Source organism: Streptomyces sp. MGP-P1, assembly GCF_057766565.1.
Genome location: NZ_JBYMEM010000006.1, coordinates 291,592 through 306,135, shown reverse-complemented (window position 1 = coordinate 306,135; position 14,544 = coordinate 291,592). Strand labels below are relative to the sequence as shown.

Annotated in this window: 5 protein-coding genes and 1 pseudogene; all 6 read left to right on the top strand. The window is 75.1% G+C overall.

The genetic code is table 11. The features are described 5' to 3' along the window. Nucleotides 1-48: 48 nt before the first annotated feature. The 6 genes and pseudogenes from AC3CH1_RS17085 to AC3CH1_RS17060 all read left to right on the top strand — a co-directional run bounded on the left by AC3CH1_RS17085 (nt 49) and on the right by AC3CH1_RS17060 (nt 13,805). Nucleotides 49-1,512, top strand: a complete 1,464-nt coding sequence (locus tag AC3CH1_RS17085; protein WP_488464423.1) for an MFS transporter — start codon at nt 49-51, stop codon at nt 1,510-1,512. After that, complete coding sequence (locus AC3CH1_RS17080) at nt 1,457-4,717, top strand: type I polyketide synthase (protein ID WP_488463734.1); 3,261 nt, start codon at nt 1,457-1,459, stop codon at nt 4,715-4,717. Before AC3CH1_RS17085 ends, AC3CH1_RS17080 begins: the two co-directional genes overlap by 56 nt. After that, nucleotides 4,714-10,712 (top strand): annotated as a pseudogene (locus AC3CH1_RS17075) (MupA/Atu3671 family FMN-dependent luciferase-like monooxygenase). Before AC3CH1_RS17080 ends, AC3CH1_RS17075 begins: the two are co-directional and overlap by 4 nt. Further along, nucleotides 10,709-12,010: a M18 family aminopeptidase gene (locus AC3CH1_RS17070; protein ID WP_488463733.1), complete on the top strand. Its 1,302-nt coding sequence runs from the start codon at nt 10,709-10,711 to the stop codon at nt 12,008-12,010. Before AC3CH1_RS17075 ends, AC3CH1_RS17070 begins: the two are co-directional and overlap by 4 nt. Nucleotides 12,011-12,063: 53 nt before the next feature. Then, nucleotides 12,064-12,798, top strand: a complete 735-nt coding sequence (locus AC3CH1_RS17065; protein WP_488463732.1) for a thioesterase II family protein — start codon at nt 12,064-12,066, stop codon at nt 12,796-12,798. Between the two features lie 206 nt (nt 12,799-13,004). Next, nucleotides 13,005-13,805, top strand: a complete 801-nt coding sequence (locus AC3CH1_RS17060; RefSeq protein ID WP_488464422.1) for an SDR family oxidoreductase — start codon at nt 13,005-13,007, stop codon at nt 13,803-13,805. Nucleotides 13,806-14,544 lie beyond the last annotated feature (739 nt).

Below are 14,544 nucleotides of genomic sequence, written 5' to 3'. Positions count from 1 at the left end.
CCCCGTCCGGCGTCCGTGCTCGACGAGTATGTCCGGGTGACATCTGGAATGGGCAGTACGGACGGGCCGAAGGCGGACGAGGCGGACGGCGGTGCCCGGAAGTCCCGGGAGGCCCGGGATACCGCGGTCTCCGAGCGGCGTTTTCGATTCCTCGTCGCCGGTTACGCGGTGTCCTCCTACGGCACTTTCCTGAATATGGTGGCGCTGAATCTCTTCGTCTACGAGACGACGGGCCGGGCGCTGGCCATGGGGCTGTTCATGGCGGTGCGGCTCGCCTCCGGATTCGTCGCCGGTCTGGTCGTGGGCGGTCTGCTCGCCCGTTTCAGCGCGAAAAGCATCATGCTGTGGGCGAATGTCGGACAGGGCGCCGTGATGCTGGTGCTCATCCTGGCGCCGGACGGTCTGTTGACCGGGGCGCTGATGGCCGTCTCGGTGGTGATCGGGGCGTGCGGGACGCTGTTCATGGTGGCGTTGCGCAGTTCGATCCCGGAGATGGTCGGGGAGGACCGCAGGGCCTGGGCGAACTCCCTCTCGATCAGCGGGCGTTCGCTGGCCATGGTGGCGGGATTCGCCTCGGCGGGGGTGGTGGTGTCCCTCGTGGGGTACACGGCGGCCTTTGTTGTCGACATGGCGACGTTCGTGGCCTGCGCGGTGACGGTGGCCCTGCTGCCGATCGCCGGAGGCAAGGGAGCGGGCGGCGAGGGAGCGGACGCCACGGGAGCGGGTGGCAAGGGAGCGGGGGGCACCGGCGCGAAGGGCTCCGGGGCCGAGCTGGACACCTCGGGCGCCTCGGGCGCCGCGTCCGCGAAGGGCGGCAGGCGCTGGCGGCCCGTGGCCTTCCTCGCGCTCGCCGCAGCCCCGGGGATGGGCCTGATGGTGGCCCTGCGGGGGGTCGACGCGTTCGGTTCGTCGTCCCACAACGCGGCGCTGCCGATCTACTCCACCTCGCTCGACGCGTCGAATCCCGCGGTGTTCGTCAGCGCGTTCTGGTGTGTGTGGGCGCTCGGCAACATCGGGGCCCAGCAGGTGATCCAGCGGTACGCGCAGCGCACCGGACGCTCCGTGGGGGCGCTCGGATTCGGCTACGGCACGGTGGTGATGTCGGCGGCGTTCATCGCGGCGTTCGCCGGGTTCCCGCTGGCCGTGACCGCGGTCATCGCGCTGATCGCGGGGGCCGCGGACGGCCTCACCGAAGTCGCGTACACCTCGCATCTCCAGACACTTCCGGCCACCTTGCGCGGCCACGCCTTCGGTCTTTCGGCCACTTTCGAGAACCTCGGCTTCGGCGTCGGCATGATCCTTGTGGCGGCGGCCCTCGACCGGTTCTCCCCGCTGGCCGTGGTGGGCTGGTCCCATGGCGCCGCCATCGTCGTCGCCGGGGTGTTCCTGCTGAGGGTGGCGGGAGTACGACGGGCGGGGCGTGCGGGGCGTGCGGGGCTGCGAAAGGAAGAAGCCGTTGAGGGACGACCGGATCGCGGTGATCGGGACGGCGCTGAGGTTTCCGGGGGCTGACACCCCGGAGACGTACTGGCGCGACATCCGGGCGGGGACCGGCCACGTACGCCGTTTCACCCGGGCCGAGTTCGCCGCGGCGGGGGTTCCGGCGGCGGAGTACGAGCGAGGGGGGTTCGGCGGGGCGAGCGCGCTCCTGGCGGACGTGGACGGCTTCGACGCCGGGTTCTTCGGGATGAGCGGGCGGGAGGCGGAGCTGACCGATCCGCAGCAGCGGCTCTTCCTGGAGTGCTGCTTCCACGCCCTGGAGGACGGGGGTTACGCGGGCGGCGACGGCGGCTCGTTGCGGATCGGGGTGTACGGCAGCTCCGGCTACCGCCTGTACTCGCTGCACAGCTATCTGGCGGAGAACCTGGCGGCGGAGGCCGGCTCGGGCGACTGGATGACCGCCAAGCAGGTCCAGGTCGGCAACTACCCGGACTTCACCGCCACCCGGGCCGCCTTCCGGCTCGGTCTGACCGGTCCCGCGCTGACCGTCTCGACGGCCTGCTCCAGCGCTCTCGTCTCGGTCCACCTGGCCTGCCAGGCGCTGCGCGCCGGGGACGCGGAGCTGATGCTGGTGGGCTCCGCCGCCCTGCATCTGCCGGGGGTCACCGGCCACGTCCCGGTGAAGGGCTCCACCCTCTCCCCCACCGGCACGGTCCGGGCCTTCGACGCGGACGCGGACGGCACGGTGGGGGGGAACGGGGCCGCCGCCGTCCTCCTCAAACCCCTGGCCCGGGCGCTGGCCGACGGCGACACCGTGCACGCGGTGATCCTGGGATCGGCGGTCACCAACGACGGCTCGGACAAGGCGACCGGCGACGGCCCGGGGAGAGGCGGGTTCGCCGCCCCCGGGGTCGCCGGGCAGCGGGACGCGGTGCTCGGGGCGCTGCGCGCGGCGGACGTGGACGCGGCGTCGATCGGCTACGTGGAAGCGCACGGCACGGGCACGCTGAAGGGCGACCCGATCGAGTTCGCGGCCCTGACCGAGGCGTTCCGCGCGCACACCGACCGGACCGGCTTCTGCGCGCTCGGCTCGACGAAACCGGCCATCGGCCACCTGGACAGCGCGGCGGGGCTCGCGGGGCTGATCAAGGCAGTCGAGGTGCTGCGGCACGGGGTGGTCCCGCCGCTGGTGAACTTCTCGCGGCCCAACCCGGCGCTGGCGGTGGACGACAGCCCGTTCCTGCTGCCGGTACGGGAAAGCGCCTGGCCGCTGACGGGGGTGCGGCGAGCCGGTGTGCACTCCATCGGCATGGGCGGTACGAACGCTCATGTGATCCTGGAACAGGCGCCTGAGACCCCGCGCACCGCGTCGGTCTCCGGCGACGTGCCCGTGCCCGCGCTGCTGCCGCTCTCGGCCGCCGACGGGGACGCGCTGCGGGCGTACGCCGTCTCCCTGCGGGACCGCCTGGCGGGCGGATCGCCCCCCTCCCCCGCCGATCTGCTGACCACCACCGCGCTCGGGCGGCGTCATCTGCCGCACCGGCTGGTCGTCACGGGTGCGGACCCGGTGACCGGTCTCGACGCGTTCCTGTCCGGGGCCCCGGAGGGCGAGGCGTACACGACCGGGGTGGCCGACGGCGTACGGGAGCGGCGGCCGGTGTTCCTCTTCAGCGGCCAGGGCGGCGGGCATCCGGGCATGGGCGCGGAACTCGCCGCGCGCTTCCCGGTCGTGGCCGAGGTGCTCGACGCCTGCGCCCGGGTGTACGCGGAGGAGACCGGGCGGGACGACTTCCTGGACCGGGTCGTCGGCGGACGGGGTCCCGAGCGGTGGGACACCGCCTTCGCGCAGCCCGCGCTGTTCGCCCTCCAGATCGCCCAGGCCCGGCTGTGGGAACGGCTCGGGATCACCCCGGCCCGGGTCGCCGGCCACAGCGTCGGCGCGTACGCGGCGCTGTGCGTGGTCGGGGCGCTGGAGACCGAGGACGCGATGCGGCTGGTGTGCGGGCGCGGGCGGCTGATGCTGGAGCGGGCGGCCCCGGGCGCGATGGTCTCCGCGTTCGTCCCCCGGGCCCGGGTGCGGGAGCTGCTGACCGCCGTCCCCGGTCTTGAGCTCGCCGTGGTCAACGGGGCCGCGCACCACGTGCTGGGCGGCCCGCCGGAGGCGGTGGACGCGGCACGGGCGCTGCTGGCCGCGCGGGGTGAGGCGTACGAGGTGCTGGCGGTGGACCGGGCGTTCCACACAGCGCTGCTCGACCCGGCGCTGGAGGACTTCCGGGTGCTGGCCGACAAGACGGAACTCCGGCCGTCGCACACGGAGTTCGTCGACGGCATCGACGGCACGGTCCGCCCCGCCGGGTGGCGGCCGGACGCCGCGTACCTGGTCGCGCAGGCCCGCCGCACGGCGGACTTCGCCGCCGTCCTGGACCGGCTGGCCGGGTCCCCGCTGCTGCTGGAGCTGGGCCCGTCCGCCGTGCTGACGGGGATGGTCCGCCGGTCGCTGCCGGACGCGGTCTGCGTACCGACGCGGCGGTGGGAGCGGGCGGTGGCCGCGCTGCACTGTGGCGGGGCCGGGGTGGACTGGGCGGCGCTGTTGGAGCGTTGCGGCGGCCGGCGCGTGCGGCTGCCCACGTATCCCTTCCAGCGCCGATCACACTGGAGGGGCCCGGCCCCGTACGCACCCCCGGTACCGCCCGGCCCGCCGACCCCGCTCCCGGAGTTGCCCGCGCCGGCCGGCGGGGCCGCTCACTCATCCCCACGCTGCACGGAGGACCGCATGACCGAACAGGCCGTACTGGACAGGGTGCTGGAGCTGACCGCGCGCCATCTCGGCCACCGGCCCGACGAGGTCGCCGCCGACCGCACCTTCGTCGGCCTCGGCGCGGACTCGCTCCAGCTCATCGGGATGGTGCGGCAGTTGGAGGCCGAGTTCGGCACGGAGATCAGCATGCGGGAGGTTCTGGAGGAGGCGGGCACACCCCGGCTGACGGCAGCGCTGATAGCCGGGCGGCGGACTCCCCCGTCGACGGCGGCGGAGCCTCCGCCCGCACCGGTGCCCGCGCCCGTGCCCACGCCTGCATCCGTGCCCGTACCCACGCCCGGTTCCGTGCCCGCGCCCGTGCCTGCGGCCGACGGGCCCGCGTACGCCACCCGGGCCGAGGTCGCCGCCCTCTCCGAGCAGCTGCGCCAACTGGCCGAGACCCAGGCCGCGATGCTCACCCAGCTCTCCGAGGCCGTGGCCCTGCTGACCGCCCGCACCCCGGGGACGGACGGCCGATGAGCGCGGGTATACCCGCATCCGCCGAGGCCGGGACCGGGACCGGGAGGGACGCCGACACCGACACCGTCACCGCCGCCGTCACCGCCGCCGACGCGGCCGCCGACGCGGCCGCCGAGGCCGTGGCGCGGGCGGCGGAGCTGTCCCGCGCGCTGACCGCCCGGCTCGCGGAGGCCCGCCGCCAGGTCGCGGCGCAGGACACGGAACCCGCCGCCGGGGAGGCCGCTCACGGCCCGCGGCTCGTCGTGGACGCGGCGGGCGGGATGGCCGGGGCGGGGGCCGACGAGGCCCAGCGGGCCCACACCGCCTCCCTGGTCCGGCGGTTCACCGAGCGCACCCGCACCTCCAAGGAGCTGGCCCAGCGGCACCGTTCGGTGCTCGCCGACAGCCGCGCCGTCGTGGGGTTCCGGGACGCCACGAAGGAGATGCTCTACCCGGTCGCGGCCCGCTCGGCGCACGGCTCCCGGCTCACCGACGTGGACGGCAACACCTACACCGACATCACCATGGGGTTCGGCGCGCTGCTCCTCGGCCACGAGGCGGAGCCCGTCACCGAGGCCGTGCGCCGCCACCTCTCGGACGGGCTGCGCTTCGGTCCCCGGTCCCCCGACACCGGGGAGGCCGCGGCCCTGCTCGCCGCGCTGACCGGCCTGGACCGGGTCGCCTTCGCCTCGTCCGGTACGGAAGCGAACTCGGCCGCGATCCGGCTGGCCCGCGCCGCCACCGGGCGCGACAAGGTCGTCATGTTCCGGGGCTCGTACCACGGGCACATCGACTCCGTCCTCGGCCGGCCGGGCGGGCCCGGGCAGCACGCCGTGCCCGTATCCCGGGGCATCCCGGCCAGCGCGGTCGCGGAGCTGATCGTGCTGGAGTACGGGGCCCAGGAGTCCCTGGAGACGATCGACGCCCTCGGGGACGCCATCGCGGCCGTCCTCGTCGAGCCCGTGCAGTGCCGCAACCCGGGCCTGCGACCGGTGGAGTTCGTCCGCTCGCTGCGCGAGCTCACCGCCCGCCGGGGCATCGTGCTGCTCTTCGACGAGATGCTGACGGGGCTCCGCCCCCACCCGCGCGGCGCACAGGAGCACTTCGGGGTGGTGCCGGACCTCGCCACGTACGGCAAGGCGCTCGGGGCGGGCTTCCCCATCGGCGCGGTGGCGGGGCGGGCGGATCTGCTCGACGGTGTGGACGGCGGGTTCTGGCGGTACGGGGAGCCCGGCGGCCCCTCGCGCGAGACCACGTTCATCGGCGGAACGTACATGCAGCACCCGCTGTCGATGGCGGCGGCCCGCGCGGTGCTCACCCACCTCACCGAGCGGGGACCCGGCCTCCAGAACGGCCTGAACGCCCGCACCCAGGCGCTCGCGGACCGGCTCAACGCCTTCTTCCACGACGAGGAATTCCCCCTGGAGCTGACCCACTTCGGGTCGATGTTCCGCTTCCGGCACCGCGCCGACATGGAGTTGCTCTACCACCACCTCCAACTGCGCGGCGTCTACGTCTGGGAGTGGCGCAGCTTCTACCTCTCCACCGCCCACACCGAGGAGGACGTGGACCGGGTCGCGGAGGCGGTGGAGGGATCGCTGCGCGAGCTGCGCGACGGCGGGTTCTTCCCCCGGACCACCCGGCCCACCGCCGTGCCGCGTGCCGAAGTACAGCGCCCCGCGCCCGACTTCGGCGTCTACTTCTTCGGCGACTATCCGGAGACCGGCGGGAGCGCCGGAGCCGGCGGAAGCGGCGGAAGCGGCGGAAGCGGCGGAAGCGGCGGGAGCGGCGGGAGCGGCAAGGCCGACGGGAGCGGCGTCCCGGAGGCGTACGACACCGTCCTGGAGACCGCGCGCTTCGCAGACGAGCACGGCTTCTCCTCCGTCTGGCTGCCCGAGCGGCACTTCGACTCCTTCGGCGGGATCTTCCCGAACCCCGCCGTGCTTGCCGCCGCCGTGGCCCGGGAGACCGGGAACGTCCGGATCAACGCGGGCTCGGTCGTGCTGCCGCTGCACGATCCGGTGCGGGTCGCCGAGGAGTGGTCGGTGGTGGACAACCTCTCCGGCGGCCGGGTCGGCATCGGCTGCGCCACCGGCTGGCACGCCCGCGACTTCGCCCTGCACCCGGACCGGTTCACAGACCGGCGGCGGATCGCCTTCGACCACCTCGACGAGGTGCGCCGGCTGTGGCGCGGGGAGGCGGTACGGCGACGCACGGGCGAGGGCGCGGAGGCGGAGATCCGGATCCGGCCGCGCCCGGTCCAGGAGGAACCGCCGTTCTTCCTGGCCACATCCGGGCAGCGGGCGTCGTACGAGGAGGCGGCCCGGCGCGGCCTCGGCGTCGTCACCAACCTGATGAGCCAGACCGTGGACGAGTTGGCCGCGAACATCGCGCACTACCGGCGTACGCGTGCGGAGTGCGGGCTCGATCCGGCGGCCGGGCGGGTGACGGTGCTGGTGCACACGTATCTCGGCGACGACCACGCCACGGCCCGGGCCGAGGCGCTGGAGCCGATGGTGCGGTATCTGCGGTCCTCGCTGCTGATGCGCTCGGCAGCCACCGCCGCGGGGTCCCGGCGCGAGGACGTGGCGGCGGCGGGCGAGGAGGACCTGGACTATCTGTTCCGCCGCGCGTACGACCGCTACTGCGACCGGCGGGCCCTGATCGGCACGCCCGAGAGCGTCGCCCCGTTCGTCGACGCGCTGCACGGGGCCGGGGTGGACGAGATCGCCGCGCTGGTCGACTTCGGGATGGACCGGGAGCGGCTGCGGTCGGGGCTGGAGCGCCTGGACGTGCTGCGCCGCCGGACGAAGGAGCGCCACGCCCGGCCCGAGGACACGGTCGCGCCCGCCACCTCGGCGCAGCGGCGGCTGTGGCTGGCCGCGCAGCTGATGGAGAACCCGGCGGCGTACAACGAGACGGGGGCCGTACGGCTGCGCGGTCCGCTGGACGTGGCGGCGCTGCGGGCGGCGGTGGACGGCCTGGTCGAGCGGCACGCGGGGCTCCGCACGGTGTTCCGGGCCGAGGAGGAGACGGGCGTCGTCCAGGTCGTGCGGAACGGGCTCCGCATCCCGTTGACGGTGACCGACGCCCGGGGGCAGGACGCCGAGCGGGCGATCGGGGCGCTGCTCGCCGAGGAGAGCGGCCGGGCCTACGACCTGGCCGGGGGGCCGCTGTTCACGCCCCGGCTGCTGCGGCTGGCCGAGGACGACCACGTCCTGGTGCTCGGTACGCACCACATCATCACGGACGCGCACTCGGCCGCGCTGATCGCCGGAGACCTCCAGGAGCTGTACGCGGCGGCCCGCGCCGGACGGACGCCGGTCTTCGACCGTCCCGCCGGGACGACCGTCGGCGCCCCGAGCCTCCGGCCGACGCGGCCGACCTGGCCTGGTGGCGCGAGCTGTTGGGCGACCGGCCGCCGGTGCTGGTCCTGCCCACGGACCGGCCGCGCGGTCGCCGGGTGGCGGGGCGCGGCGGGGCGGCGGCCCGGACCGTGGCCCGGGAGCGGGCCGACCGGCTGCGGGAGTGGAGCGGGCAGCAGGGCGTGACCCTCTTCGCCACGCTCTGCACGGCGTGGCAGCTGGTGCTGCGGCGGCGGTCGGGGCAGGACGCGTTCCTGCTCGGCACGACGTTCGGGCGGCGGTCGCCCGCGACGGCGGACACGGTCGGGTTCCATGTGGCGCTGCTGCCGTTGCCGCTGTCCGCCACCGAGGCGACCCCGTGGCCGGAGGCCGTACGGGCCACCGGGCAGGCGCTGTTCGCGGCGGACGAGCACAGCGGGGTGGACCTGGACGCGCTGCTGGCGGACGTCCATCCGGACCCGGGGAATCCACGCCCGCTCGTGACCGTTTCGGTCGATCTGGACCGGGCGACGCTGGCCGGAATCGACCTGCCCGAGCTGCGGGCCGAGGGCGTGGCGGCCGGGACGGAGTCGGCACCCCTGGAGCTGGCCCTGATGGCCACCCACGTTCGGGGCGGAGGCCTGCGGCTGCGGCTGCGCTACGACGCGGATCTGTTCGACGCGGCGACGGCGGAGGGGTATCTCGCCGAGCTGGCAGCGCAGTTGGACGCGATGTCGGACCCGGTCGAGGAAAGCACGGCGGCCGGAGCGGACACTGCGGGAACGCAGGCCGGAGGCGGCACGGCCGGCTCGGACACGGCGGGTGCGCGGGCCGGTTCGGACACGGCGGAGCCGGGCGACCGGACGGCGTCCGACACCGCAGCGCTCCTGCGTGAGGTCTGGGAGTCCGTCCTCGGCCTGCGCGGATTCCCCGCCGACAGCAACTTCTTCGACCTGGGCGGCAATTCGATCGCGGCGATCCGCCTGGTGAACCGGGTCCGGGACACGCTCGGCGTCGCCTACCCGCTGGCGGACTTCTTCGCCGACGCCACCCTGGGGGCCATGACCGGGCAGCTGGCGGGCGGCCAGGAGACGGACGGGCCGAACACGGACGGTACGGAGCCGGAGAGGCCGGACACGGACGGGCCCGGGACGGACGGGCCGGACACGGGCGGGCCCGGGACGGACGTCGTGACCGTCGTCGACCGCGCCCACGTCAGCGACCAGCAGGCCCGGATGATCGCCGGGCACCACGCCATGCCCGACCCCGCCGTGTGGAACGTGCCGACCCGGATCACGTTCACCGGGGCGCTGGACCCGGCGGCCCTGCGGTCCGCCGTGACCGAGCTGGTCGCCCGGCACGACGGGCTGCGGACCAGGTTCGCGCAGGAGGGGGCGCCGGACGGGCCGTGGTGGCAGGAGGTGCTGGCGGCGGAGCCGGTGCCACTGCCGGTGGAGGATCTGACCGGGCTGCCCGCCGCCGAGCGGCGGCCCCGGGCGGACGCCCTGTGCCGGGCCGACGCGGCGGCCCCCTTCGACCTGGGGCGCTCGCTCCAGCCCCGGACGCGGCTGCTGCGGGTCGAGGAGGACCGCTGGGAGCTGATGTTCGTCCTGCACCACGTCTGCGCCGACGGCTGGTCGCTGTCCGTGCTGCTCACGGAGATCGCCGCGCTCTACACGGCGGCCGCCGCGGGCGTCCCGCACGGCCTGCCCGATCCGGCGATGCAGGCGCCCGGGTACGCCCGGTGGCAGCGGGAGCGGCACGATCCCGGCGCCGAGGCGGAGCGGGCCGCGTTCTGCGCCCGTTACCTGGACGGAGTGCCGTCCGCCGTCCCCGTACCGACGGACCGGCCGCGCCCGCGGAAGCTGAGCGGGCACGGGGACACCGTGCGCGGGGTCGCGACGGGTGAGGTGCGGGCGGCGGTGGAGAAGCTGGCGGCCGAGCGGCGCACCACCCCGTTCGCGGTCGCGGCGGCGGCCCTCGGGGTGTTCCTGGCCCGGCTGTCGGGAGAGGAGGACACCCTGCTGAGCGTGCCGTACGCCAACCGTGAGGACACCGCTTCGGAGTCGCTCGTGGCGATGACGTCCACCGCGGTGATGGTTCGCGTACGACTGGATTCAGCCAATCTTGACGAGACCTGCGCGGAGCTCGCGGTCCGTACGGGCGCGGGCGCGCTCGGTGCCATGGCGCACGTGCTGCCCACCGCGCGCATCATGCAGGCGATGCGGGACGCTGGCGCTGTCAGCGTCCCCGACCGGGTTCCGCACGTCCTGGCGTTCCAGAACTCCGTCGACACGGACATCGAGATCCCCGGGCTCCGGGTCGAGGTGGCCGATCTGGCACCGCCGCTTTCCCGCACCGAACTGTGCTTCGGACTTGCGCCGCGCCGGGACCCCGCGAAGGGTTATCGAACATTCCTGGAATTCTCCACCGACCTGTGGGACCACACGACCGCCCACGACCTTCTCGCGTCGTACACCGACCTGCTCGCGGAGTTCAGTGCCCAGCCCGACCGGCCGGTGCGGGAACTCCTCGGGGAGCGCCCCCGGCAGGGGCCCCCGGGCCGAGGCTCCGGAGACTCAGCCGGGGACGCCAGCGCCGGGCCCGACCGGCCCGGCGGACCGTCACCCTCCCAGTCATTGCCGAACACCGGAAAGGCGGACGCCGTATGACTCCGGCCCCCCACCGCAGCCACACCGACGACCTGCTCTCCTTCATCGCCGCCAGCCCTTCCCCGTACCACGTGGTGGCCAGTGCGGCCCAGCGTCTGGAAAAGGCCGGTTTCCGCGAACTGCGCGGCACGGACGACTGGACGGGGGCGACCGGCGGCTGCTTCGTCAGCCGCGCCGGTGCGCTGATCGCCTGGTACGTCCCCGAGGACGCGCCCGCCCACACGCCGTTCCGGATCGTCGGCACCCACACCGACTCCCCGAACCTGCGGATCAAACCGTCACCGGACACCGGGTCCTCGGGGTGGCGGCAGATCGGGGTCGAGATCTACGGCGGGGTCCCGCTGAACACCTGGCTCGACCGGGACCTGGGCGTCTCCGGCCGCCTCGCCCTGCGCGGCCCCGACGGCGCCCCGCGCAGCCGGCTCGTACAGATCGACGAACCCCTGCTGCGGGTACCCCAGTTGGCCATTCACCTGGACCGTTCGGTGAACGAGGGCGTGGCCCTGGACCGGCAGCGGCACATCGCGCCGATCTGGGCGCTGGGCGACCCGCGGGAGGGCGAGCTGCTGCGCCGGGTCGCTTCGGCCGCCGGGGAGGACCCGGCGGACGTGCTGGGCTGGGACCTGATGCTGCACGACGTGCAGCCGCCCGGATATCTCGGCGTGGACCAGGAGTTCCTGGTGGCGTCCCGGCTGGACAACCAGGTCTCGGTGCACGCCGGGGTGACCGCCCTGGTGGACGCGGCGACGGGGGCCACGCAGCCCTCCTTCGTGCCGGTGCTGGCCGCCTTCGACCACGAGGAGGTCGGCAGCGGTTCCGAGACGGGTGCGCAGAGCCCGCTGCTGGAGCGGATCCTGTCGCGGTCCGTGTCGGCGCGCGGCGGCAGCGACGAGGACTGGTCGCGGGCGCTGGCGGGCGCGTTCTGCGTCTCCGCCGACATGGCGCACGCGGTCCACCCCAACTACGCGGAGCGGCACGACCCGGACCACCGCCCGGCCCCCAACGGCGGCCCGACGGTCAAGGTGAACGTCAACCAGCGGTACGCCACCGACTCCACCGGTTTCGCGGTGTTCACGGCGGCGGCCGAGCGGGCCGGGGCCCCTTGGCAGCCGTTCGTCTCCAACAACGCGATGCCCTGCGGTACGTCGATCGGCCCGCTCACGGCGGCCCGCCTCGGCGTCACCACGGTGGACGTCGGGGTGCCCGGCCTGTCGATGCACTCGGCGCGCGAGCTGTGCGGGGTGCGCGACCCGGGCTATCTCGCCGCGATCCTCACCACGATCATGGTCGGGGACTGACCGACTCCGGTAGCACCGAACTCCGGTAGCAGAGAAAGAGAGCAGGAACGACCGTGGCCGACGACGAGACCGTCCTCATCTGCCTGCCCTTCGCCGGGGCGGGTCCCTCCTTCTTCACGCCCTGGCAGAAGCTGGCCCCGGAGGGGCTGCGGATCCTCCCGGTGTCGCTGCCGGGCCGCGAGAAGCGGTTCACCGAGCCCGCCCACACCTCGGCGGCCCCGGCCGTCGACGACGCGTACGCGCAGGTGACGGCGGCCCTCGGCGAAGAGGACGGGAGCGGCGGCCCGGTCGTGCTGTTCGGGCACAGCATGGGCGCGGTCCTCGCGTACGAACTGGCGCACCGGATCGAGCGGTCGGGCGGGCCGATCCGCCTGGCCGCGCTCGTGGTCAGCGGTGCGCCCGGCCCCTGGACGCCGCGCACGGACCGGGCGGACGGACTGCCGGACGAGGAGTTCGCCGCCCGGGTCCGGGCGTTCGCCGGATACGACCACCCGGCGCTGGCCGACCCGGAGATGCGGGAGCTGCTGCTGCCGACGCTGCGGGCGGACGTCCGGCTCCACGAGACGTATGTGCCGTCCACGGAAAGCCCGTTGCGTGTCCCGGTCATCTCCGTCCGGGGGCGGGAGGACACCCTGGTCGGGGCGGCGGAGGCCGCCGAGTGGGGCCGGGTGACGACGGGGAAGCTGACGGTGGCCGAGCCGGCCGGCGGGCACATGTACCTCACCGAGCGGCCGGGCGAGCTGCTGGAGCTGGTGGCCGCCGAGGTGCGGGCGGCGGGGAGCCGGTGACGGGCGGCGACGCCATCGGCCGCCCGGGGCCGCTTGCGGCCGGCGGCGGTGCGGGGCGTGCGGCGGGCAGCGGTGGCGCGGATCGTGCGGCCGGCAGCGGTGGTGCCGGGCGTGCGACCCGGGGCGCTGCTACGGGGAGTACGGCCGACAGCACTGGTGCGGGGCCCTCGGCCGGGGGCGGGGCCCGGCTCGCCGGGCGGACGGCGCTGATCACGGGAGCGGCGCGCGGTCTCGGCCGGGCCTGTGCGCTGGCGTTCGCCCGCGAGGGTGCGGACCTGGTGCTGCTGGACGTGGCGGGCGAGCTGCCCGGGGTGCCGTATCCGCTCGGTTCCGCCTCGCAGCTCGCGCACACCGGGCGGCTCTGCCGCGAGGCGGGGTCCGCCGTGCTGACCCGGCAGGCCGACGTCCGGGACCTGGCGGCGCTGGAGTCCGCGGCGGAGGCGGCCGAGGAGCGCTTCGGGCGGATCGACGTCCTGGTCAACAACGCGGGCATCGCGGCCCCTTCGGGCCGCCCGGCACACGAGATCACCGAGGCCGAGTGGCAGCTGATGATCGATGTGGATCTGGGCGGTGCGTGGCGGGCGATCCGCGCGGTCGGCGGCCGGATGGTCGCTCAGGGGTCCGGTTCGATCGTCAACATCGCCTCGACGGCCGGCCTGGTGGGCTACCGGCACTTCGCGGGGTACGTCGCGGCCAAGCACGGCCTCGTCGGCCTGACGAAGGCGGTGGCCCTGGACTACGCGCCCCGGAAGGTCCGGGTCAACGCGGTGTGTCCGGGCTCGGTGCGGGACGACGAGGCGATGGAGGGCCGGATGCTGGCGGAGATCGCCCGCTCGCTGGAGGTCCCGGTCGCGGAGCACGGGGCCGCGTTCGTCCGGGACCAGCCGATGAACGCGCTGGTGGAGCCGGGCGATGTGGCGAACGCCGTGCTCTGGCTGGCCTCGGACGAGTCCCGGCAGGTGACCGGCAGCGTCGTGACCGTGGACGGAGGGTTCACCGCCCGCTGACCGCCGTACCAGCCGTTCCCGCTCCCTTTTCTCTCCGGTTTCCCTCCGTTTCCCCTCCGTGGACGAGGAGTTGTGCACGTGCCGCCTGCCCATCACGCCCTGACGGTCCGCCTGCCGCCGGCCGTCACCGACACCGCGCTCGCCGCCGCCCTCGCTACGGCGGCGGAGCTGTGGTGGCCCGGGGAGCGCCGCCCCCGGCTGTGGACGGAGACCGTGCCCGCCCCGGCCGGGGCGACCGTCCTCACCCCGGTCGAGGCGACCGTCCTCACCCCGGCCGGGACCGACGCCGCCGCCCGGCGTCGCGCGGCCGAGGCCCGCCGCCCGGTCGCGCCCGGCCGCCGGCTGCGCGCGGTGCTGCTGCGGTACGCGGGCGGGCAACACGCCGATCTCGTCCTGACCGCCGACGGTGCCGCGCTGGACGCCCGGTCGCTGCGGATCGTCGCGCGGGTGCTGCTGGGCGAGGTGCCCCCGGACGCCGTGGCACCGTACGACGGGCCGCTCCCCCCGGACCTGCGCATCGACGGACCGACCCGGAGCCTCGCCGCCGCGCTCGCGCTCACCGCCGGGCGGTACACGGGCGCGACCTCGGTGCGCGTCGGCGTCCCCGTACCGGCCCGGGACCGGCCTCCGTACGCGCTGGGGGCGCTCGACGGGTACGCGGTGTTCACGGCGGACCTGTCCCCGGGGCGCACGGTCGCGGAGCTGCTCGCCACGGAGCCGGCCACCCCGGACGGGGGCG

What these genes read in the sequence shown, in the direction of transcription:
- AC3CH1_RS17085 (WP_488464423.1), top strand. Translation starts at nt 49, where the DNA reads ATGGGCAGTACGGACGGGCCGAAGGCGGACGAGGCGGACGGCGGTGCC.
- AC3CH1_RS17070 (WP_488463733.1), top strand. Translation starts at nt 10,709, where the DNA reads ATGACTCCGGCCCCCCACCGCAGCCACACCGACGACCTGCTCTCCTTC.